Source organism: Tardiphaga sp., from assembly GCF_041424195.1.
Lineage (GTDB): Bacteria > Pseudomonadota > Alphaproteobacteria > Rhizobiales > Xanthobacteraceae > Tardiphaga.
Map to the genome: position 1 here is coordinate 1 of NZ_JBGMOE010000142.1, position 26,772 is coordinate 26,772.

The 26,772-nt window shown below is 61.2% G+C and carries 24 protein-coding genes; 9 read left to right on the forward strand and 15 right to left on the reverse strand.

The window, feature by feature from the left end; all coding sequences use genetic code 11:
* Positions 1 to 216 precede the first annotated feature (216 nt).
* Both ACEK02_RS18600 and ACEK02_RS18605 read right to left on the reverse strand, forming a co-directional pair.
* Positions 217 to 528, reverse strand: coding sequence for a hypothetical protein (locus tag ACEK02_RS18600; protein ID WP_371423052.1), 312 nt, complete (start codon positions 526 to 528; stop codon positions 217 to 219).
* A gap of 129 nt (positions 529 to 657) precedes the next feature.
* Positions 658 to 1,215, reverse strand: coding sequence for a helix-turn-helix domain-containing protein (locus tag ACEK02_RS18605; protein WP_371423053.1), 558 nt, complete (start codon positions 1,213 to 1,215; stop codon positions 658 to 660).
* A gap of 269 nt (positions 1,216 to 1,484) precedes the next feature.
* Between ACEK02_RS18605 and ACEK02_RS18610 the strand changes: the two genes are divergently transcribed.
* The 4 genes from ACEK02_RS18610 to ACEK02_RS18625 all read left to right on the forward strand — a co-directional run bounded on the left by ACEK02_RS18610 (position 1,485) and on the right by ACEK02_RS18625 (position 5,532).
* Positions 1,485 to 2,990 (forward strand): sensor histidine kinase, encoded by a 1,506-nt coding sequence (locus ACEK02_RS18610; RefSeq protein WP_371423054.1) that lies wholly within the window; start codon positions 1,485 to 1,487, stop codon positions 2,988 to 2,990.
* The gene (locus tag ACEK02_RS18615; RefSeq protein ID WP_371423055.1) at positions 2,983 to 3,624 is read left to right on the forward strand and encodes a response regulator transcription factor; all 642 of its coding nucleotides are present in this window, start codon (positions 2,983 to 2,985) and stop codon (positions 3,622 to 3,624) included. The genes ACEK02_RS18610 and ACEK02_RS18615 overlap by 8 nt, the downstream gene beginning before the upstream one ends.
* Before the next feature lie 99 nt (positions 3,625 to 3,723).
* A complete protein-coding gene (locus tag ACEK02_RS18620) occupies positions 3,724 to 4,089 on the forward strand; it encodes a response regulator transcription factor (RefSeq protein ID WP_371423056.1) in 366 nt (121 codons plus the stop codon).
* 138 nt (positions 4,090 to 4,227) lie between these two features.
* Positions 4,228 to 5,532, forward strand: coding sequence for a sorbosone dehydrogenase family protein (locus ACEK02_RS18625; protein WP_371423057.1), 1,305 nt, complete (start codon positions 4,228 to 4,230; stop codon positions 5,530 to 5,532).
* A gap of 63 nt (positions 5,533 to 5,595) precedes the next feature.
* Here ACEK02_RS18625 and ACEK02_RS18630 read toward each other — a convergent pair whose 3' ends face one another.
* Entirely contained in the window at positions 5,596 to 7,089 is a 1,494-nt protein-coding gene (locus tag ACEK02_RS18630; protein ID WP_371423058.1) for a CoA-acylating methylmalonate-semialdehyde dehydrogenase, read from the reverse strand.
* Positions 7,090 to 7,187: 98 nt separating this feature from the next.
* Here ACEK02_RS18630 and ACEK02_RS18635 point away from each other — a divergent pair, with 98 nt between their 5' ends.
* Positions 7,188 to 8,075, forward strand: a complete 888-nt coding sequence (locus ACEK02_RS18635) for a LysR family transcriptional regulator (protein WP_371423059.1) — start codon at positions 7,188 to 7,190, stop codon at positions 8,073 to 8,075.
* 12 nt (positions 8,076 to 8,087) lie between these two features.
* Here the strand turns inward: ACEK02_RS18635 and ACEK02_RS18640 are convergent, their stop codons facing one another.
* Genes ACEK02_RS18640 through ACEK02_RS18680 form a run of 9 tightly spaced genes read right to left on the reverse strand, consistent with a single transcriptional unit; the run spans position 8,088 to position 16,923 of the window.
* Complete coding sequence (locus tag ACEK02_RS18640; protein WP_371423060.1) at positions 8,088 to 8,534, reverse strand: CoxG family protein; 447 nt, start codon at positions 8,532 to 8,534, stop codon at positions 8,088 to 8,090.
* 27 nt (positions 8,535 to 8,561) lie between these two features.
* Positions 8,562 to 9,266 (reverse strand): ABC transporter ATP-binding protein, encoded by a 705-nt coding sequence (locus ACEK02_RS18645; RefSeq protein WP_371423100.1) that lies wholly within the window; start codon positions 9,264 to 9,266, stop codon positions 8,562 to 8,564.
* Entirely contained in the window at positions 9,259 to 10,014 is a 756-nt protein-coding gene (locus ACEK02_RS18650) for an ABC transporter ATP-binding protein (RefSeq protein WP_371423061.1), read from the reverse strand. Before ACEK02_RS18650 ends, ACEK02_RS18645 begins: the two co-directional genes overlap by 8 nt.
* Positions 10,011 to 10,964, reverse strand: a complete 954-nt coding sequence (locus tag ACEK02_RS18655; RefSeq protein WP_371423101.1) for a branched-chain amino acid ABC transporter permease — start codon at positions 10,962 to 10,964, stop codon at positions 10,011 to 10,013. Before ACEK02_RS18655 ends, ACEK02_RS18650 begins: the two co-directional genes overlap by 4 nt.
* Before the next feature lie 50 nt (positions 10,965 to 11,014).
* Positions 11,015 to 11,881 carry a branched-chain amino acid ABC transporter permease gene (locus ACEK02_RS18660; protein WP_371423062.1) on the reverse strand — a complete coding sequence of 289 codons (867 nt, stop codon included), beginning with the start codon at positions 11,879 to 11,881 and terminating at the stop codon, positions 11,015 to 11,017.
* 20 nt (positions 11,882 to 11,901) lie between these two features.
* On the reverse strand, positions 11,902 to 13,152 hold the full coding sequence (locus ACEK02_RS18665) for an ABC transporter substrate-binding protein (RefSeq protein ID WP_371423063.1): 1,251 nt from the start codon (positions 13,150 to 13,152) through the stop codon (positions 11,902 to 11,904).
* Positions 13,153 to 13,181: 29 nt separating this feature from the next.
* The gene (locus ACEK02_RS18670; protein ID WP_371423064.1) at positions 13,182 to 15,554 is read right to left on the reverse strand and encodes a xanthine dehydrogenase family protein molybdopterin-binding subunit; all 2,373 of its coding nucleotides are present in this window, start codon (positions 15,552 to 15,554) and stop codon (positions 13,182 to 13,184) included.
* Positions 15,551 to 16,063 (reverse strand): (2Fe-2S)-binding protein, encoded by a 513-nt coding sequence (locus tag ACEK02_RS18675; protein WP_371423065.1) that lies wholly within the window; start codon positions 16,061 to 16,063, stop codon positions 15,551 to 15,553. Before ACEK02_RS18675 ends, ACEK02_RS18670 begins: the two co-directional genes overlap by 4 nt.
* A complete protein-coding gene (locus ACEK02_RS18680) occupies positions 16,060 to 16,923 on the reverse strand; it encodes a xanthine dehydrogenase family protein subunit M (RefSeq protein ID WP_371423066.1) in 864 nt (287 codons plus the stop codon). Before ACEK02_RS18680 ends, ACEK02_RS18675 begins: the two co-directional genes overlap by 4 nt.
* A gap of 200 nt (positions 16,924 to 17,123) precedes the next feature.
* Between ACEK02_RS18680 and ACEK02_RS18685 the strand changes: the two genes are divergently transcribed.
* From ACEK02_RS18685 to ACEK02_RS18700, 4 genes are all read left to right on the forward strand, one after another.
* Complete coding sequence (locus ACEK02_RS18685) at positions 17,124 to 17,747, forward strand: TetR/AcrR family transcriptional regulator (protein ID WP_371423102.1); 624 nt, start codon at positions 17,124 to 17,126, stop codon at positions 17,745 to 17,747.
* A 718-nt stretch (positions 17,748 to 18,465) separates the two neighbouring features.
* The gene (locus ACEK02_RS18690; RefSeq protein WP_371423067.1) at positions 18,466 to 20,121 is read left to right on the forward strand and encodes a calcium-binding protein; all 1,656 of its coding nucleotides are present in this window, start codon (positions 18,466 to 18,468) and stop codon (positions 20,119 to 20,121) included.
* A gap of 240 nt (positions 20,122 to 20,361) precedes the next feature.
* Positions 20,362 to 22,161 carry a type I secretion system permease/ATPase gene (locus ACEK02_RS18695; protein WP_371423103.1) on the forward strand — a complete coding sequence of 600 codons (1,800 nt, stop codon included), beginning with the start codon at positions 20,362 to 20,364 and terminating at the stop codon, positions 22,159 to 22,161.
* Complete coding sequence (locus ACEK02_RS18700; protein WP_371423068.1) at positions 22,158 to 23,654, forward strand: HlyD family type I secretion periplasmic adaptor subunit; 1,497 nt, start codon at positions 22,158 to 22,160, stop codon at positions 23,652 to 23,654. The genes ACEK02_RS18695 and ACEK02_RS18700 overlap by 4 nt, the downstream gene beginning before the upstream one ends.
* A gap of 46 nt (positions 23,655 to 23,700) precedes the next feature.
* Here the strand turns inward: ACEK02_RS18700 and ACEK02_RS18705 are convergent, their stop codons facing one another.
* The 3 genes from ACEK02_RS18705 to ACEK02_RS18715 are packed head-to-tail and all read right to left on the reverse strand — an operon-like array spanning position 23,701 to position 26,769.
* Positions 23,701 to 24,321 (reverse strand): hypothetical protein, encoded by a 621-nt coding sequence (locus ACEK02_RS18705; RefSeq protein WP_371423069.1) that lies wholly within the window; start codon positions 24,319 to 24,321, stop codon positions 23,701 to 23,703.
* Complete coding sequence (locus ACEK02_RS18710) at positions 24,318 to 25,340, reverse strand: TAXI family TRAP transporter solute-binding subunit (protein WP_371423070.1); 1,023 nt, start codon at positions 25,338 to 25,340, stop codon at positions 24,318 to 24,320. The genes ACEK02_RS18705 and ACEK02_RS18710 overlap by 4 nt, the downstream gene beginning before the upstream one ends.
* A gap of 55 nt (positions 25,341 to 25,395) precedes the next feature.
* Positions 25,396 to 26,769 carry a hypothetical protein gene (locus tag ACEK02_RS18715; RefSeq protein ID WP_371423071.1) on the reverse strand — a complete coding sequence of 458 codons (1,374 nt, stop codon included), beginning with the start codon at positions 26,767 to 26,769 and terminating at the stop codon, positions 25,396 to 25,398.
* Positions 26,770 to 26,772: the final 3 nt, after the last annotated feature.

Sequence of the window (26,772 nt, forward strand, 5' to 3'; positions counted from 1 at the left end):
CCCTATGAATCAGCGATTGAACCTCTTGGGAATCCTGAATGTCGATCGGCCCTAGACCGCGCGCTCGGCCAGCTCAGGGGCGACATCCTCGTCTTCGAACTGTTCGAGAAAGAACCTCTCCATTCGAGGCCGCGGGACAACGGGGCATTTCTGGAACCCGGGGTGCACGGGCCACCATGCTTCGAGGATCGACCGGATCTGGCCGGGCGCCTCGCTTCACCACGTCTGGTTTCGGGAATTATCACCGATGCCGTAGCCGTAGCTGGTCGGCGCCCTCGCATAGGAATCCATCAGCCGCACCGCCGGAGCGGAGGAAGGCACGCTCACGCGGGCCGGAGCATGGACACGCCGCGGCGCGCGACGGGCTGCGCCGATATCGATGGAGAGCCGGGAATCCCCGATCCAGCGATAGGCCCTGTCGGACGCCGCCGAGCTCTCCGCCATGGAGGCCAGCATCACGAAAGCCACGGACGCGGCTACCACGAGCCGCCGCCTGGCCGATTTCACCATCGTCATGCGCGCAGACATTTGAGCGATCCTTTCATAGTGGTTGAGGTAGCGAGATATCTTGAGGAGCGGCCGTGTGAACTATTCATCAAAGGCAGAGACGATCGTGCAAGCGTCCGCCGCGGCGTTTCCGGATACTCCTGAGGAGCATCACTGCTGTCCCGCGAGTTCGGATGTCATCACGTTGTTGCGCCGCCAGGCATTGGGGCTGGCTCCGGTCGCGCGGCGAAACTGGCGGCACAGGTGCGCCTGATCGGAGAAGCCGCAATCGATGGCTATCTCGCAGAGCGATTTGCCGCTGGATTTCATCAGCTCCATCGCGCGTGTCAACCGGCGGGAGACGATATAGGCATGGGGAGACTGGCCAAATGTGGTCTTGAACGCATTCGAGAAGTAACCGCAGCTCAGGCGAGCGATACGCGCGAGATCCGATACCTGGATCGCTTCATCCAGATTTGCATCAATGTGGCGCTTGATACGATCGGTCTGCCAGCGCGCGAGGCCGCCCCGGGCGGGGCTGACGGGCGACGGCTGGACCGGGGCTTCGAGCAACGAAGCGGCCTGTTCGATGCATCTAAGAGCCGCACCGACATCCGATCCGATGGCCTGCCGCGCATCTAGCAGGAGTTGTGCGACCGTCGTAGAACTTGCGTCAGACAATACGCCGACGAACGTGTCAAAACTCCTGGGCTGTGAATCGAGCAGCATATCGGTCTCTCCTTCAGGTGGTGAACGTCATCAACATCGCGATGACTTCGACAATCCGAAGGTGGGAGATTCCGGCCCCATGGACCATTCTACGAGAATAGAGATTCAGGAAACAAAGGTAATCCCACCATATACCAAGGTTTACCGAGGCAGGATGATGCCACCGAGGTCGACGATTTTCCCATCCCCTGCAGAAGGCGGGACCTGCTTCTTGTTTTGCGGCTCACATGACCAATTCTGATCGGGAGCGACGACCCTCACAGCTGCCCATGGCCGTTGCGGCAGCCATCCTGGCCGCAGGCATTTTTGTGTTCGACGCCTTCAGCACATTCGAGATCGCCGTCGCGGCGCTTTATATCGTCGTGCTGCTGATGGCGCTCCGTTTCACCAATGTCACGGGCATCATTCTGATTGCGTTGGGCTGCATCGGCCTGACGCTCCTCGGTTACCTGATCGGCCACGTCAATGCCCCCAATGAGGGAGCGATGCTGCGCGGCATCGTGAGTGTTCTCGCCATTGCTATCGCCGCGGTGCTCTGCGTCCAGATCAGGATGTCGGATGCAAGACTCCGGCAGAGCGAAGAGCGCTATCGCAATATCTTTCAGAGCACGAGTGTCGCCATCTGGGAGCAGGATTTCACGGAGGCGGCCAATGCCTGCGCGCCGATCCTGCAACAAGGCCTGCCCCGACTTCGGGACTATCTCATCGCCAATGAGGACTTCCTCAAGCATTGCCTGTTTCTGGTGCGGACCATCGACGCGAATGACGCCGCGAAGCAATTGATCGGCGATCTTGGCCAGAAGAACGTTCAGCAGTCCTGGGATGCTGCACTTGAGCCGGAGACTTTGGTCGCCTTTCGCGAAATCCTGCTCGCATACCTTGCGGGAGAAAGCTCTTTCACGATTGAAGCGACCATCCGTGCCGTCAACGGCGAATTGCGCACCACCATCGTCACCGCAACCTTCCCGAGCGATCGCTCTCGCTCCGTCCTGATCAATTCGCTCGATGTCACTGCCAAGATCGCAGCCGAGCAGGCACTCCAGCAGAGCATTGCAGAGCTCATCCGCGTCTCGCGCATCGCCACATTGGGCGCCCTGACCGCGTCGATCGGCCATGAGGTCAATCAGCCTCTCGCCGCCGTCGTGACCAATGCGGAGGCGGCCTTGCGCTGGTTATCGCGCGAGCGGCCCAATCTTGGCGAAACCACGACCTGCCTCAAGGAAGTGGTGCAGGAGGGGCGAAGGGCCGGCGATATCATTCACCGGCTGAGGTCCCTCGCCGTAAAGGGCGAACTGGCGCGCGGTCCGGTCGATATCAATGCGATCATCATGCAGGTACTGGCGATGGTCCAGCGCGATCTGGCGCAACATCAGATCGCCGCTGCCCTCGATCTGACGCACGATCTGCCCACCATCGCTGGCGACGAGGTGCAGCTTCAGCAGGTGCTGATGAATCTCGTCAGCAACGCCGTGCACGCCATGAAGGCGAGCGCGACGAAGGAGCTGAGGGTGCGATCGACACGCGACGCGACACAGGGAATTCTCGTCACTGTGCGCGATTCAGGATCAGGTATCCCGGACGACCATGTGCAGCGCCTGTTCGCGCCGTTCTTCACGACAAAGGCCGAGGGGATGGGCATCGGTCTCTCGATCTCCCGGTCCATTATCGAGTCGCATCACGGGCGCATCTGGGCGGAGCGAAACGAGGATGGTGGAAGCACCTTTCATTTCATGATACCGACAGCCACCGCAGAGGGACCCGGCAACCTTGGCTAACGACGCAGAAGCACCTTTGGTCGTCATCGTCGACGACGAAGCCGCCATCCGCACTGCGGTCGGCAGTCTGCTGCGTTCGGTTGGTTATGCCGTCAGTTTCGCCTCCTCGGCCGCCGAGCTGCTCGACAGCGATATTCTCACCAAGGCGAGCTGCCTCGTCCTCGACATCAGGCTGCCCATCGTCAGCGGCCTCGATTTCCAGAAGCGCCTCGCCGATCTCGGCAGCAATACACCCATCGTATTCATGACCGGCCATGCCGATGTGCCGATGACGGTCCGCGCCATGAAGGCCGGCGCCGTCGACTTTCTGGCCAAGCCGTTTCGCGATCAGGAGATGCTCGATGCCGTCGCCGGCGCCGTTGAGCGCGACCGCAAGGCGCGGCAGGAGCGCGATGGGCTGGCCGGTATCAAGGAACGGTTCGGCACATTAAGCGCACGCGAACGCGAGGTGATGGAATTTGCCACCGCCGGGCTGCTGAACAAGCAGATCGCCGCAAAGCTGAACCTCAGCGAAATTACGGTTAAGATCCATCGCGGCAAGATGATGAAGAAGATGGATGCAAAATCCTTCGCCTCTCTGGTGCGCATGGCTGAGGCCATCGGCATGAAACCGGCTCCCGGTACCTCACGATAAACCTCAGTATGATTTCGCTGCACGGCGATATTTGACAATATTCTGGGCGAAACGGCTCAACACTGGGGTCGCTGTCAAAGCTGCCGTGTGGAGATTGCGTTGAACGCTGAACATGCCATTGCCATCATCGACGATTCCTCGTCGGTTCGCCGCGCGCTTGAAAGCCTGCTGCGATCGCTGGGCTTCGCTGTCCTCAGCTTCGAATCCGCCGAGGCGTTTCTGACATCGCCGTCGGCCCTCGATACGTCATGCGTGGTGACCGACGTGGAAATGCCGGGCCTGACTGGCATCGACCTCTATGAGCGCATGCGCTCAGACAACAACGAAACGCCGGTCATCTTCATCACGGCCAATTCCGAGCAGAAAGTGCGTCAGCGGCTGGGCAACACGCCCTGTGTCCTCAACAAGCCGTTTGAAGTTGACGAACTCGCGGACTGCATCAACCAGGCCATCGCAGCGCCATAGCCACCGGTACCCGCCCCGATCATCCTGGCGCCGATCCCCCATGAATGACGGGCTCGCATGCCCTGCACGCCGTCACGCGGCGGTTTTAACCCGCGTGGGTGTCGGATAGTGTGCGCCCACTTGCATGGGGGGAAAGACATGAGCTTGTCCGGAATATTTGCGCGCGTCGTCGCGGTGATCGGTGGCGCGGCGCTGCAGTGGCGTCGTCTACAGGGCAACGTGCACGCGCCCGCCTGGGGCAGCGCGCCGGTGGTGCCGGAGGCAAAGCCGCAAGGCGCCATCCCCACATTGAAGATGCCGACGGCCCAGGGCTGGGCCGCGGGACAGAAGCCCGTGGTCGCCCCCGGGCTCAAGGTCAACGCCTTTGCGACCGGCCTGAAACATCCGCGCTGGATCAACGTGCTGCCCAATGGCGACGTTCTCATCGCGGAGGCGACGCAGGTTGCAGGCCCGGTGCGCAACATGTTCGGCTATGCGATGCAGGCGACGATGCGCCGGGCCGCCGCGCTTGGCGTCAGCGCCAACCGCATCACGCTGCTGCGCGACCGGGACGGCGACGGTGTCGCCGAGATCAGCCAGACCTTCATGGAGGGACTGAACCAGCCGTTCGGCATGGCCCTGCTGAATGACACATTCTATGTCGGCAATGTCGATGGCGTCGTGGCCTTCCCCTATGTGGCGGGCGCAGACAGCATCACCGCCCCGGGCAAGAAACTCACTAATTTCAAGTCAGGCGGCCACTGGACGCGGAGCATCCTGCCGAGCCCGGATGGCAGCAAGCTCTATATCGGCGTTGGCTCGCTGAGCAATATCGCCGAGAGCGGCATGGAAGCCGAAGAAGGCCGCGCGGCTGTCTACGAACTCGATATCGCTACTGGCAAGAGCCGCATCTTCGGCGCCGGATTGCGCAATCCGGTTGGTCTCGCATGGGAGCCCACGACCGGTTCGCTCTGGACCGTGGTCAATGAGCGCGACGGCCTCGGCGACGAGACGCCGCCGGACTACCTGACCTCGGTGCGCGACGGCGGCTTCTATGGCTGGCCCTATTGCTACTGGGGCAAGACGGTCGATGACCGCGTCCCGCAGGATCCGGCGCTGGTGGCCACCGCGATTACGCCCGACTATGCACTGGGCGGGCATACTGCGTCGCTCGGCCTGTGCTGGCTGCCGGCCGGCACGCTGCCGGGATTTCCAGACGGCATGGTCATCGGCCAGCACGGCTCATGGAATCGCAGCACGCTGAGCGGGTACAAGGTGGTCTTCATCCCGTTCGTGAACGGCAAGCCATCCGGGCCGCCGCGGGACATCCTGTCAGGCTTCCTCGCGCCCGACGAGAAGGTGTCCTACGGACGCCCGGTCGGTGTCACGCTCACCTCCGACGGCGCATTGCTGGTGGCCGACGATGTGGGCGATGTGATCTGGCGTGTAACGGGCGCGGCCTGAGGGCTGCGGAATAATCCGGCAGGCTCGTGGAGCACGCGTTAGCCGCGCGCTCCACGCTCCGACCTACTTCATTGTGGGCATCACGAATTCCGGACCCTGCGCAATGCTTGTCGGCCAGCGGCTGGTGACCGTCTTGAGCCGGGTATAGAAGCGAACGCCTTCGGGTCCGTGCATCGAATGGTCACCGAACAGCGAGGCCTTCCATCCCCCGAAGGAGTGGAATGCCACAGGCACGGGGATCGGCACGTTGATGCCCACCATGCCGACGCGGATGCGATGAGCGAACTCACGCGCGATGTCGCCGTTCTGGGTGAAGATAGCGGTGCCATTGCCGTATTCGTTGTCATTGATCATGCGCGCTGCCGTCGCGTAGTCCGGCGTACGCACTACCGCGAGCACAGGCCCGAAGATCTCTTCCTTGTAGATCTTCATGTCCGGCGTCACGTGATCGAACAGCGATCCGCCAATGAAGTAACCACCCTCGTTGGAGCGGAATTCGCGGCCGTCGACGATCAGCTTGGCGCCCTGTTCGACGCCGGAATCGACATAGCCGCGCACCTTGTCGAGATGCTGCTGGGTCACCAGCGGACCCATTTCGGACTCGGCGTTGAAGCCCGAACCAACCTTCAGCGCGCGAATCTTCGGCTCCAGCTTGGAGATCAAGGCATCCGCCGTCTTCTCGCCGACCGGGACCGCGACCGAAATCGCCATGCAGCGTTCGCCGGCCGAGCCATAGGCAGCGCCCATCAGCGCATCGACGGCCTGATCGATGTCGGCATCGGGCATCACCACCATGTGGTTCTTGGCGCCGCCGAGTGCCTGGCAACGCTTTCCGGTGCTGGTCGCGGTCGAATAGATGTAACGCGCGATCGGAGTCGATCCGACGAAGCTGATTGCTGCAACGTCGGGATGATGCAGCAATGCATCGACGGCTTCCTTGTCGCCATGCACGACGTTGAATACCCCGGCTGGCAGGCCGGCTTCAGCCAGCCATTCGGCAATCAGAAGCGACGCCGAAGGGTCACGCTCCGAGGGCTTCAGCACGAAGGTGTTGCCGCAGGCCAGCGCCACCGGGAACATCCACATCGGCACCATGACCGGGAAATTGAACGGCGTGATGCCCGCGACCACGCCCAGCGCCTGACGTACGCCATAGCTGTCGACACGCGTGCCAACATTCTCGCTGACTTCGCCCTTGAGCAACTGCGGCGCACCGACGGCGAATTCGACGACTTCGAGACCGCGCTGGATCTCGCCCTTGGCGTCCGACAGCGTCTTGCCGTGCTCGGAGGTGATCACCGCGGCCAGATCGTCGATGCGATCCTCGCAGATACGCAGGAACTTATTGAGAATGCGGGCACGGCGCAGCGACGGCGTATCGGCCCAGCTTTCGGCAGCCGCGAGCGCGGCAGCAACCGCGGCACCCACTTCGGACGTGCTGGCAAGACCCACCTGAGCCGTCTGCTCACCGGTGGCAGGGTTGAAAACAGGCGACGTCCGGCCGCTGCGACCTGCCACCTGCTGTCCGCCGATATAGTGCTTGATTTCCGAAGCCATCGAACTCTCCTTTGATGCTCCGGCGGTCTTGCGCCGCTTCCCCCGCCCGGACAACGCGAAGTATTGCGGCTTCGATGTGCAGCAAATAAAGTCCCGCGATGGATTGGGACAAAGTTCGGATTTTCCTGGAAGTCGCCCGTACCGGCCAGATTCTCGGCGCCGCCAAGCGGCTGAAGCTCAACCATGCGACGGTGGCGCGCCAGCTCACCGCTCTCGAGAAAGACCTCAAGACAAAGCTCCTGAACCGGCAGACCACCGGGTCTTCGCTGACCCCATCAGGGGTTGCGCTTCTTGCAGCGGCAGAGCGCGCAGAATCCGAACTGCTCCGGGTCGGTTCGCAGCTTACCTCGGCCGCCGACAAGGTTGCGGGCACAGTGCGGATTGGCGCACCGGACGGACTCGGCAATTACTTTCTGGCAGATAAGCTGGGAGGCTTTGCGGCCGCCAATCCCGATCTCATCGTCCAGCTTGTGGCGCTACCGCGCACTTTCTCGCTCGCCAAGCGCGAGGCCGATATCGTGGTGACGCTGGAACGTCCCGATGAAGGCAAGCTGATCTGCACCAAGCTCACGGATTACACGCTGAGCGTCTACGCGTCGGAGGACTATCTGGCCCGATCGACGCCGATCCGCGAGCCCGGCGATCTCGCCGACCACCTGCTGATCACCTATATCTACGACATCATCTACAGCCGCGCCCTCGACTATGCGTCGACCTTCAGCGAACTGATCACACGACGTTTCGAGTGCGGCAGCGTGGCCGGCCAGCTAGAGGCCGTTCGCGCCGGCCATGGCGTGGGCATCCTGCACGATTACGCCGCGCAGCTTTATCCCGAGCTGAAGCGTATCCTGCCGGCCAGCCGCTTCACCCGCAGCTACTGGCTCGTCTCGCATCCCGACACGCATGACACGAGCAGAGTCCGCGAGATCCGCCGCTACATCGTCGCCAGGGTGCGTGAGGCACGCAGCCAGTTCGTTGTGCAATAGCGGGCGTCGCACTCAGCTCGCGGAAACGACTGCGCCGAATTTGGTGAAGAACTCGCCGGCCAGCTTCTTGGCGGTGGAGTCGATCAGACGCCCGCCGAGCTGCGCCAGCTTGCCACCGATCTGGGAATCCACCTCGTAATGCAGGATCGTTTCGTCGTCGCCGGCTGCTTCCAACCGGATGGCCGCGCCGCCTTTGGCGAAGCCGGCCACGCCGCCGGATCCCTCGCCGGTGATCTTGTATCCGTTCGGCGGATCGAGATCGCTCAACGTCACCTTGCCGCCGAACGTCGCCTTCACGGGCCCGACCTTGATTACAACCGTCGCCGTCATCTCGGTCGGCGAGGTCATGTCCAGCACCTGGCAGCCGGGAATGCACTGTTTCAGCACCTCCGGATCGTTGAGTGCGGCCCAGACCTTGTCGCGTGAAGCCGGGACGGTCTGGCTGTCTTTCATCTGCATGGAATCACCTGTCTGCAAGCATGCGCGTCAAACCGCGCAATAACGTTCCTGGATTTCCTTGTCGGCGAGCAATGCGGCCGAGCTGCTTTCATAAACGACCTCGCCCTGATCCATGATGATCGCGCGATCGGCGAGGCGCAGCGCCCATTCGACATTCTGCTCGACCAGCAGCAGTGTGACGCCCTGATCGCGCAGCTTGCGGAACAGCACGCCCATCTCCTCGACAAGTACCGGCATGATGCCTTCCGACGGCTCGTCGAGCAGGATCATCTTCGGCTTGGCGATGGTCGCACGGGCGATGGCCAGCATCTGCTGCTCGCCGCCCGACATGGTGACACCTTCCTGGTCGAGACGTTCCTTGAGGCGCGGAAAGCTCTCGGCGATTTCCTCGATGGCTTCACGTTCATCGATCTTGCCCGCGCTGGCGACGAGGCCGAGCTGCAGATTCTCGCGCACGGTGAGACCGGGAATGATCCGGCGCTCTTCGGGCACGTAAGCGAGGCCGAGCCGGAACCGGTCATGCGCCTTCATCGACACCAGATCGTGGCCATCGAAGGTGATGCTACCGGTGGTCTTCGACATCAGCCCCATGACCGAACGGATCGTGGTGGTCTTGCCGGCACCGTTGCGGCCAACGAGTGCCACGACCTCGCCCTGCGCCACTGAGATCGAGACCCCGTGAAGCGTATGGCTGGCGCCGTACCAGGCGTTCAGGTCTTTGGTTTCAAGCATAGCCATCGTTCTGTCCCAGATAGACGCGACGGACCTCGGGGTCCGTCTGAATGTCACGCGGTGAGCCGTCCGCAATCAGCCGGCCGTGATGCAGTACCAGGATCCGGTCGCTGAGGCCGAGGATCATCTTCATCTTGTGTTCGACCAGCAGGATAGTGCGCTCCGCTGCCAGCTTCTCCAGCAGCGCCACCATTTCCTTGGTCTCTTCCGGCCCCATGCCCGCGGTAGGCTCGTCCAGCAACAGCACTTCCGGATTGGAGATCAGCGCGATGGCGATTTCCAGCGCCCGCTGCTGACCATGCGCCAGAAACTTCGCGGTCTCGTCACGCTTGGCGACCAAACCCACCGCATCGAGCGCGGCATCGGCCCTGGCATCCAGCTCGGTGAACTTGTTGCGGTTGGTCCAGATATTGTAGCGCGAACGGCTGGCTTGTGCCGCGACGCGGACATTCTCGTGGACGCTGAGATCCGGGAAGATGTTGGTGATCTGGTAAGAGCGCGCAATGCCCCGATGCACGAACTCATGCTGCTTCGTGCCCTTGAGGTCCGCGCCCTTGAAGCGGATCGATCCGCTGGAGGGCGTCAGCACACCGGACAGCACGTTGAAGAACGTGCTCTTGCCGGCGCCGTTGGGGCCGATGATGGAAGTGACGCGACCGGGCCGGAACTCCGTCGTCACGCCTTGCAGCGCGACGAAGCCACCGAACCTCACTCCGATATCGTTGACGGCGAGAAGCGGCGCGTTCATCGCATGACCCTTGTGAGAAATGTACCCCAGATGCCCTTGGGCAGAAACAACACGAACAGCACGAAGATGGATCCGACGATGATCTGCCAGTGCGATGTCCACAGCGAGAACACGTCTTCCATCACCAGGAAAACCAGTGCGCCAATGAACGGGCCGAAGAAGCTGCTGGCGCCGCCGAGCAGCGTCATCATCACAATCATGCCGGATGACAGATAGTGCAGTGAGTCCAGCGGCACGAAGGCCAAATGCAGCGCCGACATGGTGCCGCCCAGCGCGCAGATCGTGCCCGACAGGGTGAATGACAACAGCTTGGTGCGCTCGACATTGTAACCGCAGGTCCGGGCGCGCCGCTCGTTCTCGCGGATCGCCTCGATGGCTGCGCCGAAGGGAGAATTGAGAATGCGCGAGACCAGCCATAGCGCCAGCGCCGCGAACACCATCAGCACATAGTATTTGTTGACCGGATCGAGAAAATTGATCTCGAACCCGAATAGATTGATCTTGTTGACGGTGAAACCGCGCAATCCGTTCTCGCCACCCGTCCAGGATGGCGTCTGGAGCGCCACGTAATAGACGAGCTGCGCGAGCGCGAGCGTCACCATCGAGAAGTAGATGCCGCGCGTGCGCGTGGATAGCGCGCCCATGATGAAGGCCAGCAGTGCGCCGCCAATAACGCCCATCAGCACGGCGAGATACCACGGAACGCCGAACTGACCGATGGCGATGCCGGTGATGTAAGCTCCGGTGCCGACAAATGCCGCATGGCCGAATGACAGCAGGCCGGTATAGCCGAACAGCAGGTTGTAGCCGACGGCCACAACGCCATAGATCAAGACATTGACCGCCAGTGCCTTGGACGGCAGCAGCCAGGGTAACAGACAGAGTGCGAGGATCGACAAGGGAACGCGATATTTGGTCATGAGCGATTTGAAGCGCACAGACCTACGCATGCTTGCAGAAGGGGGAACGGCCAGCGCCGGAGATGTCATGGTCCGCTCCGTTACGCGAGTTTGCCGAACAGGCCCTGCGGCCGGATCAGAAGAACAATGGCCATCAGCGCGAACATCACGATGGTCGCCATTTCCGGCGCGAACAGCGCCGTCATGCTGATCACGACGCCGACCAGGAGACCGGCGACGATCGAGCCGAGCAGCGAGCCGAGACCACCGATCACCGTCACGACGAAAGCTTCAGCCAGTACCAGTGCGCCCATTTCCGGATTGACTGACCGCATCGGCCCGGACAGCACGCCACCCAGCGAGGCCAGTCCAACGCCGAGACCGAACACCAGAAGCCAGACCTTGCTGATGTCGACCCCAAGCACCTTCATCATGGTCGGATCGCGCGCGCCGGCGCGCACGATCAGGCCGAACTTGGTCTTCTCGAGCCCGAGCCACAGCAGCACCACGACAAGGAACACGACACCGACGACGAAGATGCGATAGATCGGAAAGAATCCGACGCCGAGATCGACGACGCCGGTCAGTGACGACGGCGTCGGGAACGGAATGCCGTCGCTGCCGAATACGATCCGCACGCCTTCCACCAGCACATAACTGAGGCCGAAGGTCAGCAGCAGCGGGTCATCGATCGAGCGGCCATAGAGCGGCCGTATCAGCACATACTCGATCAGCATCCCGAACGCACCGATCATGATCGGTGCGACAATCAACCCCCACCAGAAGCTCCCGGTGAGCGAGGCGACCCACAGCCCGGCATAGGCGCCGACCATGAACAATGCGCCATGCGCGAAATTCACCACGCCCAGCATGCCGAAGATGATCGACAGGCCGAGCGCGGTGATCACGAGGATCGCACCGAGGGCAACTCCAGAGAAGAGCTGCATCAGGATGAGTTCTGTATCCATGGGAAGGCGCGTACTTTCGTTTAGGTGGGGAAGCCGAGTTCGGTGCAGCTGCGCAGCACATCTTCGGATGGCGCGTCATTGGCGAGGATGCTGAACAGGTCGCTGTCGCTCTTCATGTCGGCCTTTTTCTTCGACTCGAGCACGAGCACCGACTGTACCGACTGGTGATCGCACTTCCGGTAATATTGCGGGCCCTTGGCGACGTCATATTTCAAGGCTTCCAGCGCCGCGATCACCTTGTCAGTGTCAGTACCGCCGGCCACCTGCATCGCCTGCAGCAGCGACGAGACGCCAGTGTAGCCGTAAGCGCCGTAGTCGGTCGGAATCGCGCCGCTATTGGCCGCACGATAAGCATCGTTGAACGCCTTGGCGCTCGGCAACTGGCTCTCGAGGCCCCAATAGTAGTTTGAGCCACCAACGACGCCCTCGAACACTTCCGGGCTGACTGCCAGACGCTGATTGTGCAGCAGCACCGGGACGACGATCCTGGACTGCTGCTTGAGGCCGAAATCCACCGCCTGCTTGATGGAATTGGCCTGGTCGCGGCCGAAATTGCTGATGCACAGCACGTCGGCACGCATCGAACGCAGGCGCGGCATGAAGGTCGAGTAATCGGCCGCGCCGAACGGATGCATGATCTCGCCGACGGTCTCGGCGCCAATTGCGGCCTGTGCGCGTTTGAAGCCGCGCAGCATTTCATGGCCATAGGCATAGTCGGCTACAAGATGTGCGACCTTGGTGCCCTTCTTGAAGGCGTGACGCGCCACCGCGCCAGCGGTCATCGTCGGGTTGAGCGCCTCATGGAACGTATATTTGCTGAAGTCCTTCACCTCATTGATGGTGTCGGACTGGCTGATCGAGACGTAGAGTACGCCGCGCGCGCGGGTGACTTCATTGACAGCGAGCTGCACCGCGCTGGACAGCGATCCGACGATCGCATGCACCTTGTCCTTCTCGATCAGTTCGAGGGTGCGCGTCGCCGCCTCGCCGCCATTGAGTTTGTCGTCGCGCACCAGCAGTTCGACCTTGCGGCCATTGACGCCGCCCTTGTCGTTGAACTGCTTGACTGCGAGTTCGGCGCTCTTGACCTGATCCTTGGCCTCAGCCGCGAACGGGCCGGTCAGGGGCGTCGGAAAGCCGATGCGGATCGTGTCGTCAGCCGCGCGTGCGATCCACGGCATAGCGACGACGCTCGCGCCGGTGCCGAGTGCAGCCAGCACGTGACGACGGGAGATGTGATTGCGCGTGGTGCCTCGAATATCCTTCGTCATGATGTCCTCCGTTTGATTTCTTTTATGGGTCAGATGTGTCCAAGCGCCTTGAGTATTCGTGCAGGTGTCATCGGCACCTGCGCGACCGTGCCTCCGAATGGCTTCATCGCATCATTCATCGCATTAAGCGCTGCTGCTGATGCCGCAGCCGTCCCCGCCTCGCCGACACCCTTGGCGCCGAGCTGGGTGTCCAGGGTCGGCGTCTCCACATGGCCGATTTCGATATCGGGCATCTCCACCGCCATAGGCACGAGATAATCGGCAAGCGAGCCATTGGTGAGCTGGCCGTTGTCCCCGTAGACGCATTCCTCGAAGAAGGCCGCGCCAAGGCCCTGCACGACGCCACCGCGGATCTGCTCGTCGACCAGCAGCGGATTGATCACCCGACCACAATCCTCGACCACCCATAGCTTGAGTATCTTGACCAGGCCGGTCTCGACATCGAGTTCGAGATGGCAGGCCTGAACGCCATTGGTGAATGCGAACGGATAGCCCTGCGGCGCATGATGATGCGCGACCGAGAGTTGCGCCTGGGTGCCGGGCGGCAGCGTGTCCGAGCGGAAATAGGCGATGCGCGCGATCTCGGAGAGTTCAATACGCTGTTGGGCGGTCGCGGCATCCACGATCCAGCCGCCCTGGATGTCGAGCTTCTCCGATTCGTCTTGCAGGATGGCCGCGGCCACCGCCAGCACATTGGCCTTCAGCTTCCTGGCCGCCTGCAACGCCGTTTCACCGCCGATGCCGGCGCCACGGCAGGCGTAGGTCGCGCCGCCATGCGGGGTGGTGTCCGTATCGCCTGTCATCACCTTGATGCGATTACGATCGACGCCGAGATGTTCGGCAACGATTTGCCCGATGATGGTTTCGGTACCCTGCCCGAGTTCGGTCACTGAAATCGAGCAATGAACATCCCCGGACGGCGTGACCTTGATTATGGCGCCGTCCTGCGACGAGATGCGCGCGCCGCCGACGCCATAGAATGCCGGGCCGGGATTGGTGATCTCCACGAAACTCGCAATGCCGATACCGCGATGAATGCCTTTGGCTCGCAGCTCGGCCTGCTCGGCGCGCAGCCCGTCATAGTCCATCATCGCCTTCACCTTGGCGAGGCAGGCGTGATGGGACAGCGCCTCGAACTGATAGCCGGTCGGGGACGTGCAGGGATAGGCATCGTCGGGGATCAAGTTGCGGCTGCGGATGTCGAACACATCCTGCGCCGTCCTGTCGGCGATCAAGTCTACCAGGCGCTCGGTGACGGTGCAGGCCACCGGGTGCCCGACGGCCCGGTACTGACTCATCTGCACCTTGTTCTGGAACACCACCTGCAGATCGGCGCGGTAATTCCTGAACGTATAAGGCGCGCCCATCAGGCGATAGACCTGATTGCCTTCAACGACACTGGTGCGCGGATAGGCGGAGAATGCGCCGATGCCGGTGACATCCTCCACATCCATCGCCAGGATATTGCCATCCGCATCCGCCGCCATGCGGGCACGGACGCGATGATCACGCGCGTGAATGTCGGACACGAAAGATTCGACACGATCGGCAACGTATTTGACGGGGCGGCCAAGCATCATGCTGAGCCCGACCACCGCCATGTCCTCGTGATACACGTGCAACTTCATGCCGAAGGAGCCGCCGATATCCGGTGCGATCACGCGCACGCGGGATTCGGGGATACCGTAGTGGCGAGCATAGATGTCCTGAAATTGATAAGGCGTCTGCGTGGCATGATGGACCGTCAGCTGCCCCTCACTGGCATCGTAGTCAGCGATGATCGCGCGCGGCTCCATGGTCACCGCGGTATGCCGGCCGAAGTGAAATTCTTCTTCCACCACATGGGCTGCGTTGGCGAAGATCTCCTCGACGCCGCCAGTATCGATCTTGCCGTGGAAGCAGAGGTTGCTGCCCAGTTCCGGCGAAATTACCGGCGCCCCCGGCGCACGTGCGGCATCGATATCGACAATGGCTGGCAGCTCGTCGAATTCGATCGAGACCGCCTCGGCGGCATCCTCGGCCAGCGCGCGCGTATCTGCCACGACCGCAACCACCGCCTGACCGGACCAGACCACCTTGTCGATCGGCAGCGGCAGCTGCGGCGGCGACTTCATGCCCTTGAAGTGATCCATGGCACCGACCCATGGCGTGCAAAGCTTGGCGAGGTCCTCGCCGGTGGCCACCAATCGCACGCCGGGCATCCCGCGCGCGGCCTGCGCATCGATCGAGACGATGCGGGCATGCGCATAAGGGCTGCGCACATAAGCGACATGGAGCATGCGCGGCAGCGTCATGTCGGTGACATAGCGCCCACGGCCGGCCAGCAGCCGCTTGGCATTCGGCCGCGGCACCGAACGGCCGATATAGGAATTCGGACGGTCGAGTGAGGTCAGTGCACTCATGCGCCCACCTCCTCGTCCTGTGCGGCAGAGACGCCCTCGTAGCGCTTGCGCGCGACCATCTCGATCGCATCGACGATCGCTTCATAGCCGGTACAGCGACAATAATTGCCCGACAGCGCGTCGCGAATCTCTTCGCGCGACGGCACGCCGGGCTGCGACAGCAGGCTGTGTGCCGTCATCAGCATTCCGGGCGTACAGAATCCGCATTGCAGCGCATTGCGTTGATGGAACGCCTCCTGCAGATCGGCAATCGCTGCGCGCTCCGACAGGCCCTCGACCGTCTCGATGGTCGAGCCGCTCGCCTGCACCGCAAAGGTCAGACAGGAATGCACGACACGGCCGTCCAGCACGACGAGGCATGCGCCGCAGACGCCCATCTCGCATCCGGTATGAGTGCCGGTGAGCTCCAGTGTCTGTCGCAGAAAATCCGCCAGCGTATTGCGCGGTTCGATGCTGCGCGACACCTGGCTGCCGTTCACCGTCATCGTGACTTTGACGAGATCGCTCATGGCGCCTGCCTCGCGATCTGGCCAAGCAGACGCCCGAGCAGAACCCGCGCAAGATGGCGCTTCATTGCCGGCGGCACGTGCTCGTCTTCCGGGGGATCGATGTCGTCGCCGACGAGCGCCTGCGCCGCAGCGATGGCGGCCTGGTCCAACCGCTTGCCCATCAGGCTGTCCTCGGCCTGCCGCGCACGGATCGGTGTGCTGCCAACGGAAAAGAACGCAATGCGAATCTCTTCAACCACGTCATCCGCGAATTCCGCCAGAATCCCGCAGCCAACCAGCGCAAAATCGCCGCGGCGGCGCGCAAGCTCGTGAAAGGCCCAGCGATGGCCGGGCCTGACCACCGGCACATGAATGGCAACGAGAAGCTCGCCCGGTTCGATCGCGGTCTGAAACAGATCGACAAAGAAATCATCGGCGGCGACGCGGCGCGTACCGTCGCGATTGGCGATCTCAAGCTCGGCGCCCAGCGCCAGCGTCATCGCCGGAAATTCGGAGGCCGGATCAGCATGAGAAATGCTGCCGCCGAGCGTACCCTTGTTGCGGATCGCCGGATGCGCCACATGCGGCGCGGCCTCGCTGTAAAGCGGCGCGTGCATGCGAATCAAAGGATCGGCCAGCACTTCGCAATGGCGCGTCAACGCACCGATCCGCAACCAGTCGCCCTGCAGTTCAACGCCGCGCAACGTCTCGATATGAGCAATGTCGATCAGCAATTGCGGAGCCTGCAGACGCAAGGCCAGCGCAGGCACGAGACTCTGACCGCCCGCGATATAGCTCGCGTCCTCGCCAGAACCCTCGAATGCCTCCAACGCCTCCATCACCGTGGAGGGCCTGGCATAGCTGAACGCCCGCGCCTTCAAGCCTGAACTCCCGACCGTTTCACCCGCGCCAAATTTTGTGACCATTTGGTCTGAAATCTAGATCACGCGGAATTGCCCCGGTCAACTTAAAATGACCATTTGGTCTCTTTTTCGAATTGGGTTATTCAGAACTCCCGCAAACTGAAGCCAAAATGGCCAAAAAACCCATCAAGTCAGCCAAAAAGCCGCCGCGCCGCAACATGCGGGCGGCCGAGCGCGAGCGCTTCATCGTCGATGAGGCCGTGAAATTTTTCGCCGAACAGGGCTTTGGCGGGCAGACGCGCGAACTGGCAAAACGCATGGGCATCACCCATTCGGCGATCTACCGACACTTCCCGAGCAAAGAGGCGTTGATCGAACGCGTCTATGAAGAGATTTACCTGAGCCGCTGGTCGCCCTCGTGGGCTGGCCTGATCCAGGATCGCACGCTTTCGCTGCAGGCACGGCTGTCGCGCTTCTATCTGGAGTATGTCGAGCAGGTCTTCGAATACAATTGGGTGAGAATCTTCGTCTTCTCCGGAATGAAATCGTTCGACATCACCAAGCGCTACCTTCAGATCGTCCGCACCCAGATCATCGAGCCGGCCTGCTGCGAACTCCGCCACGATCTGAAGCTCCCGTCGATCGAAGAGGTGCCGCTTTCAGAACGCGAGATCGAACTGTTCTGGGGATTGCATGGCCGTATCTTTTACATGGCCATCCGGCGCTTCGTTTACGACACCCCTACACCCGAGCGGCTCGACGACATCGTAACGGACGCAGTCAGGGTGTTTCTCGACGGCTCAAAACAACTGATGCCCGAGCTTGTGCAAGCGGCATCGTGACGTTGCGACCCTGTGCGACCGCCCTCTTTGGCGATTAGCGCGGTTGTTTCTTGATCTCATCCGAACGCTTGCGATCCCGATAGACCCGCATCGGAACCGCGGCTTCGCCGAGGCTGTTATCGATCGGCCTGCACGACTATCGATCAGCACAGCCGCGCCGACGGACTGATCAAGTTGATCTGAAGTACATTTACGGAGTCTGGCTCTGCCCGAACATTGATGTAGCTCGGCTACGGGTGCGCGTTTTTTCTGCCGAAGGTAGTGAAATCGTACCACGCAGGTATTACTGGCTTTCCGGCGCGCCACACTCGAAGTGAGCACTGCCGCGGCAGAGGAGAGAATCTTGCTATCGTTGTCGCAAGCACAACTGCCGTAGAGGAAGCCGAAACGCGCATCATCGAGTATCATTTCTCTCGGCGAGTCTTATTAGCGCGTTGTGTAGTTCGCTTACCTATCGGGGCTGTTGAGAAATACCACTGCGAACACGCTATAAATCTTTGCGCACCGCGCTACCGCAGCTCTGATACCAGTCTCCAAGTTTCAGCACAATAAACTCACTGTTTTGCCCATTGCTGCGCCAAACTCCCGCCTCAAACGTAAACAAACGTTAATCCACGGGCGCTTCGATCGAAGCTAATGCAGAACTGTAGTTACGTACCTGCACTTTCTTTTACGAAGTTTCTTGGGGGCTTCGTCAACACAATACAGGGGAACGGTATTGGCAACTTTACACTTCGCTTCCGGTAATAACATCAACGCGCAAGGTACATTCACTCCAGCTCAGGCAGGCTTCAATCTCGCCGACGTTTCGTCGGTCGAGGAAGTGAACGCTTTGCCGGCAGGCGTGAAGGGCCTCGTCTGGCTCGATCAGGGTGATGGCGTCACCCAAAGCTTCATCGACGCTGTGAAACCTTACATCGGTAATCCCAACGTCTACGGTTTCTTCCTCAAGGACGAACCAGATCCCACGGGGCAGTGGAATACCCTCGTGACCGCTGCAAACCTAAAGGCAGAGTCCGACTGGATTCACGCCAACGTACCGGGCGCGAAGACGTTCATCACCATGATGAACATGGGATCTTCAGAGAATCCCAGCTTCGCGAATACCTATACTCCGGAGAACACCCACATCGACCTCTTCGGAATCGATCCGTATCCGGTGCGGTCGGATAGCTCGACAGTCGACTACAGCATGATTGACAAGACTGTTGCTGCCGCCAAAGCCGCCGGAATTCCGGAGGCCAGCATGGTCCCGGTATTTCAGACATTCGGCGGCGGTAACTGGGTCACCGATCAGGGTGGTCACTATGTGATGCCGACCGCCGCGCAGGAACAGCAAATGCTCGCCCATTGGGCATCTGTCGTTCCCAATCCGGCTTTCGACTACGCTTATGCCTGGGGATCGCAGAACGGAGACCAGGCGCTCGAAAACTCGCAAGCGCTCCAGAACGTATTTCTGCAGCACAATACGAGCACGACGACGACGGGTTCGACATCGACTGGAAGCACGACTCCGGCTGACACGTCGAGCAGCAGCCCGACGACACCGGTCGACACGTCGCATAGCGACACCTCGACGGGCACGACGTCTTCGAGCGATTCTTCGACGACGCCCACGACCTCCCAGCCAACAACGACGGCGCCGACCACCGATACCAGCAGTTCCGGGCACAACTACCATCACAAGGCTGACTCATCCCAGTCGACAGATGGAAGCACACCGTCCGGATCCGGAGGCGGACACCATCACCACTCGTCAGCCGCAACCGGGTCCGTGAGCGCAGCAGCGGATACCGCTTCCAGCAGCGTTACCGACACTGCGTCGGTCGATACGTCCACAACGACGGACTCGACCTCGTCGACCGGCACTTCGACTGCGCCCACGACCTCCCAGCCAACGACAGCGGCTCCGACCACCGATGTCAGCAGCTCTGGGCACAACCACCATCACAAGCTGGACTTCTCCCAGCTGACCGATGGAAGCACGTCATCCGGAGGTGGACACCATCACCACGGATCCGCGGCAACCGCGTCCGTGAACTTTGCAGCGGACACCGCTTCCAGCAGCGTTGTCGACACCTCGACTGCGGCGGCTACCACCGAGCCGACGACGACGGCTCCGACCACCGACGTCGGCAACTCCGGGCACAACCAGCATCACGGGCTGGACTTCTCCCATCTCACAGATGGGAACAAATCGTCCTGGGGTGGTCATCATCAGCAGGCATCCGCTTCGCCCGCTGCAATCGCAGCAGCGACGGCTGCAACGGATACGGCTTCGAGCGACGTCACCGACGCAACTCTGGCGCCGCATCTGGATCTCGCCAGCCTCCACAACAACCATCATGTGGATCACCATTCGTGGCACTGGTAAGCCCGCAGAACTGAATTTGCGGTAAAGAACGACATATGCGCGGTGATCCGCGCATATGAAAGCGACTTGGGGGGCCTTCATGGCCCCCCATTTGGGGATCATCGCGACCCGTATGGTCGCGAGAGGAATGCGTCTCGCGCAGTGCGGGATGTGTTGCGTACGAGCGCATTCGCGCTCGCTTCTTCGCATATGGCTTCTCTAACGTTAGCGCCGTCCGATTCGGGCGGCCTGGATACACACATGTATACTTCGACAAGACCGCCCGCACTTGCGGATGCGTTCCGCCAGATACGGCCAGGCCTGATTGCCGCGGGCGGGCTGTCTATCTTCATAAATCTCCTGGTGTTCGTTTCGCCGCTCTACACGATGCAGATCTACGATCGTGTGCTGACGAGCCGGAACGCGATGACACTGTTGATGCTCTCGCTGATTGCGCTCGCGCTTTTCATCAGCTACGCGGCACTCGAACACTTTCGCAGCCGCGTTCTGGTTCAGACCGGAATGCGCTTCGACCAGTTGCTCTCAGGAGAGGCTTTCGAAACAGCACTTGCGCAGGCGGTGCGCACGGGCAGCTCGCATCATGTTCAGCTGCTGCGCGATGTCGATACATTGCGTGACGTTCTTTCCGGCGGCGTGATCACGTCGCTGATGGATGTGCCCTGGACCCCGATTTTTCTCGGCATGTGTTTTCTCCTTCATCCGTCGATCGGCCTCGTTGCCCTGACGGGCGCGCTGGCCATCCTTGCGCTCGCCTTTCTCAATGAGCGCGCGACCAAAGCGCCATTGATCGCGGCCTCGTTCAAGAATCTCCACGCTCTGGACCGGTTGACCTCATCGCTTCGCAACGCGGAAGCGATTCGGGGACTCGGAATGGGACCCGCCGTGCGTGCTGCATGGAGTGCCACCCGTGGTCAGGCACTCGTTGAAGGCACCAAGGCCGGAGAGCGCGGCGGCACCTTGATCGCAATCTCGAAGTTTCTGCGGATGGCGCTTCAGGTGGCCATTATGGGTGTGGGAGCTTACCTCGCAATCCATCAGGAGATTTCGGGAGGCGTTCTCTTCGCCGCGTCCTTGATTATGGGTCGTGCTCTCGCGCCGGTAGAGGCGGCTGTCGCGCAGTGGAGAGCGCTCATCTCCGCGCGCACGTCATTTTCCCGCCTCGACGAAGCCCTGCGAACTCGGGCGACGGAAAGACAACCGACGCGGCTGCCGCCTCCGGTCGGCGACATCTCCGTCGAGGCTTTGACCGTCATGGTTCCGGGATCGCAATTGGCGGCGATTGCCGATGTCACTTTCCGGCTGACCGCTGGTGAAGTTGTTGCGATCGTCGGCGCGTCCGGCTCCGGCAAATCATCCCTGGCGCGTGCATTGGTGGGAGCCTGGCCAGCCGCGCAGGGTTGCGTGCGTATCGACGGAAATGACATCCGGCATTTCGACGCCAGCTTCCTTGGGCAAAGTCTCGGCTACCTGCCGCAGGATGTTGAACTGTTCGCCGGCACTGTGCGCGACAATATCGCTCGCTTTCGTGACGGCGCCCTGGATGAGCAGGTCGTCGAGGCTGCCCAACTGGCCTCGGCGCATGCGATGATCCAGCGGCTGCCGCAGGGCTACGACACTGTCATCGGAGAAAACGGGGCCGGTCTTTCCGGCGGCCAGCGACAACGCATCGGATTGGCCCGCGCTCTTTTTGGCAGGCCCGTCTTCGTCGTGCTCGATGAACCAAATGCCAATCTGGACGGCGACGGCGATCGTGCTCTGGCTGACGCCATCCAAATGCTCCGCAAGCAACGCGTGACGATCGTGATCATCAATCACAGACCCAATCTTCTTTCATTGGTCGACAAGATTGTTTTCATGCATGACGGCCGCATCGGGCGCGCAGGCACGCGCGAAGAGCTTCTTCCCTTGCTCCTTGGTGAGACCGTTGCGCCCATACGCCGCGAGTCCCGGGGGGCGGTGGAAGATCATCGAGCTGACAGGGTTTCACGCCACGCGCCATTCTCAAATTCGGCGCGGCCTGTCCATGTGACGAGGCAATGATGAAGATTACCAGATTGCGAGCAGAGATTGCTGCTCAGGACGAACTCGCGCGACTCCTCAGACGTTTGAGCAATGGCGGCCACGCGTTTCGCAGGTCCGACGTCTTGCACCGATTCAGCGAGATCAAGAAGCGGTCGCTGACCTGGCTCTCAAAAGTATGGCTGTCGATATTCCAGAACCGCGACGCTGGAAGCGCAAATGGCGACCCATCGGGCGATTGGCGCACTCCGGCGAGACGGGGCTTTGGTATCGTCTTCCTGACCTTCGTTGTGTTTGGCGGCTGGGCTGCCCTGGCATCGATTGATGGTGCCGTCGTGGCCCCGGGCTCGATCGTCGTCGAGAGCGACCGTAAGACTGTCCAGCACCTTGAAGGCGGCATTGTCAAAGATCTGATGGTGACGGGCGATGCGCATGTCGAGCAGGGGCAGGTGCTGTTGCGCCTCGAACCAACTCAGGACCGGGCACGGGAGGAGATGGCCCGTTCGGCGGTGTATTCGGCAATCGCGGAAGAGGCGCGCTTGCGTGCGGAAGCCGATGGGGCCGACACAATCACGTTCCCATCCGAACTAACGCAGAAGGTCTCCGACCCCTCCGCGCTACGCGCCATCGGTGATCAGAAGCGGCGGTTCGAGGAACGCCGCGCTGCGCGAAAGATCGAGGTCTCTATTCTTGAGGAGAAAATCGGACAAGCGCAGCGCCAGATCCAGGGCAACGCTGCGCAAAGCAAAGCCGCACGAGCGCAGTTCGACAGCATGGCGCAGGAATATACCAAGCTCAAGCCGCTCGCCGACCAGGGAATCGTTCCGTTCGCGCGGATTGCGACTCTGGAGCGCTCCAAATCCGACCTTGAGGGGCGGATTGGTTCATACGAGGCCGACATCGCGCGCTTCGGACGGATCATCGACGAGGCGCGGCTGCAGATCAACCAGGTCGGCCAGAAAGTTCTGGAGGAAGCCACCGGCAAGCTTGCCGACACCCGCGCTCAGCTCGCCGACGCGCGCGAGAAGCTACGCATGGCCGCCGACGTTCTCGGTCGGATGGATGTCCGTGCACCTCGCTCCGGACGTATCGTCAATCTGAAAGTCCACACAGTCGGCGCGGTGATTAGGCCGGGTGACGTCTTGATGGAGATCGTGCCCGACAACGACCTTCTCGTGGTGGCCGCGAAAGTATCTTCTCTCGACGTCAATCATGTACAAATCGGCATGCCTACGGAAGTGCGGCTTCCCTCGTTCAAGGCTCGCTCGACGCCGATCGCCATCGGCGAGGTTCTCTCGGTGGCGGCGGACGCGCTTCGCGACGAAGCCACGCACCAGCCTTACTATGAAGTCAAGGTTTCAGTTGAAGTAACGAAATTTCCCGAGAAAATTCGCGAAAAACTGAAACCAGGCATGATGGCCGACGTGCTGATCGCGACTGGTGAACGCACCGTTCTTGCCTATCTCATGCAACCGATGACCGACGCGATACGACGCGGTATGCGGGAGGACTAAGGAGACCTACCGGCGTCGCGACTTGCCGGGGCCTGCCGCCGGTCGGTCAGGGCGCGGGCCAGCTGCATGCTGTCGCTATCTTGCGCCGGACAGAATCCAGACCGACCAGTTGAAACGTACTTTCATATGGCGGAGCTTTCCCAACGTGGACCCTAACGAGAAGTTGGCTGCCTTCCGGCATTGAGCGGAGCAAGCGAACAACGTCGCCCGGAAAGGCAAGACCTTTCCCCGTTTCCAACGCCCGCCAGCGCTGTTCAACAACTGGCTCTTCGTTGATCCGGTGCGCGACCTTCACCTCGCCATCCGCGCCCTGCTTCCAGGATCCCGTTGTGGAAATGGTCAGCTCTGTGCGATGGGCGCGGCAATGGATGGCGAGCGCGGAAGCAGCATTTTGCGATGCTGTGCGCGCTGCCATCTGCGCCTCAATCTGCGGCTGATAATCCACCGGAGAGGTGGTCTCGCTGATGATCCAGTTCGGACTTGGAGACGGCGTGGCAGCATGGGTTTCGGTCATCTCCCCCAACAGCTCATCGACGCACTTCAAGCGCTCCATGCCTTCAAACTGTGAGCAGGTCTTCAAGCGATCTATGGCGCCACCGGTTTGAGCACACACAGCCTGGCTCATAACCAAGAGCACAGCCAGACCGAGAGTACCCGTGTCCTTCATGGGGACCGTCCCGCTGTTACGGCCTGCGGAAGATCAAGCCATTCCTGCGCCGGCTTAAACCGGGCGAGGCTCGGCACGCTGGCCCGCAGATTGACCTCTTTCCATTTCGGATCGAAACCAGGGGACTGCAACCGGTCGAACCGACCAAACAGGTGATCTACAAGGCGCGCCATGCGCCGGTATCGGTCAGACTGTTGTGGCCAGTTATAGGCCGCAAGAATGGTGGGGACTGCAATCGTCGCTATCCGCTCACCTTTCGGCACCAGACTCGGATAGTCCGCCGCGTCGATGGACGATGGAAGATAGTAGTCCTCAAATTTGGCGCTGTATTCGACGGGAAGGAACTTGAATCCGGGATCCCAGCGTCCCTTCAGAAAGGCGTCCACGGGCTTTGACGTCACAAACACAACGGCCGCGATTTCTCCGCGCTTCATTTGCTCCAATGCGACCTGGTGCGGAATGAACATCTTTTCCACGTTCAGTCCCAGCCGACTGAAGATCAGCGGACCGGAATAGGCGGCTGCCGTGCCTTGCGTATTGAAATTGACCTTTTTTCCCTTGAGCTCTTCGAGCGACCGGATCTCCGGCCGGACGAATATGTGCAGTTCCGACGGAAAGAGGTTCAGAACGTAGGTGATGCGCCGCTCGATAGACGGAACTTGAGCTTTATATTCCTCAAGAGCGTCCGTGTTGATGATCGCCGCATCAACGCCTCTAAGATACAGCAACGAATTGACGTTTTCCGTTGCTCCGCGCGTCACGATCGGGAGGACGTGAAGCTTATCCTCCTCATTTACGACGCGAGCGACCTCTGCCGCGAGACGAAGCGGAGCGCCTTCAATGAGCCCGCCAGCGAGGCCGACAGTCCATGCATTGATGCGCTCTTTCGCGGCCGTTTCGGTCCTTTTCGCCGCCGCCGTAGCCTGCGTCTCGCGCGTCGGGAGAGATTGGGCATGGGCAGCCAGTTGCAGCCCGAACGCCGCTAATGCCATAGCAAATGAGAACTTGATGAGCGACATGCGACTCTCCATTCTCGGGATGACCATCCAGGGCTGACGCGTCAGGAGCTGGCAGCTATTTCAGCGACTCAATCCTCGCCTTCGCATCCTCAATGCCGCCCGCCTGTGCCTTTTCATACAGTTCACGTGCCTTTCTGGAATCACCGAGGACCCCACGAGCGCTCCACGATTTCAGGACGCGGGCGTCGTAGGTCTCCGCGAGCATAAAGGCGGCTCGCGCGCTGCCATGTCCAAGAGCGTGTTCAAGCAATGGGCGCGCCCCGCTGATGTCAGCTTGCCGGAGCAATGCGTTGGCCCGAACAAGCAGTCTCTGTTCGTCCGTCACAGAATAGGGAGCGACACTCGCCAGCACGGTTGCCTCTGATGCCACGGCGACTTGCGGCTCAACACCTGGCACGGCTTCGCGAGCGGTCGACCGTGCTTGCGGTGGCGTTTCCAACACGGACGATCGTTCCGCATATAAAGCGACGGCCTGAGTGGAAGCCCACTGCGGCAAGGCGCTCTTTCCCTCGGGCGTCTTCGCGCGGGGCTCCGCTGTTCCTTCGTTCCGGCCAGAGGGGGCGGGTTGGCGCGAAGCGAGAGTCTGAGAAGCACGCACGGCAGCAAGCTTACGGTTTTCCGCCTCCAATTGGTTCTTAACGAGAGCAAGCTCCTGCACAAGTGCGTCAGCACGCTCGCGCTCGCTGGCAAGAGCTCGCTTCTGCTCTGCTACCGTGGTGTTGCTGGCCTCCGTCACCCGAAGCAGCTCAGCGTGTGCCGCCGCGAGACGGCTGGCATGCTCCTCGATTTGCTGACGCGCCGAGGAGAGCTCGCGGGCGACTGCCTCGGTCCGACTGCGCTCCTTTGCAGATGCGCGCTCTTGTTCGACCTTCGCAGCCTCGACAATCTGCACAGCCTCCGGCGTCGCGGCACGCGCCGCGTCGAGCTCCGCCCGGAGGGAGATCAATTCACGCTTGAGGGCTGCCGCTCCGTCTTGTTGCTGTTTAAGCTGCAGTTCGAGCGCCTGCTTTTGTTCGATCTCCGCCGCGGAGGCTTTTGCGGCGTCCGAAGCTGCGATCCGCATCGTGTCGAGTTCCGCCCGAAGGGAAGCAAGGTCATGAGCGAGCGCGTCTGCCTTTCCCCGCTCCTGCAGTTCGAGCGCCTGCTCTTGCTTGATCTCTGCCTCGGTGGCTTGCACAGCTTTCGAGATCACGATCCGCGCCGCGTCGAGTTCCGTCCGAAGGAAGGTAAGCTCACGCATAAGGTTGATTGTTTTTTCTCGCTCCTGTTCGAGCGCTTGCGTTTGCCTGATCCCTACCTCGATGGCTTGGCCAAATTCCTTTTCCTTGCCTGCCGCCCGCGCCGTCTCGAGTTCCGCTCGGAGGAGCGCAAGGTCACCCGCAAGGGCGTCTGCCCTAGCTCGCTCTTGATCAAGCCCGTCTCTTGGCATGGT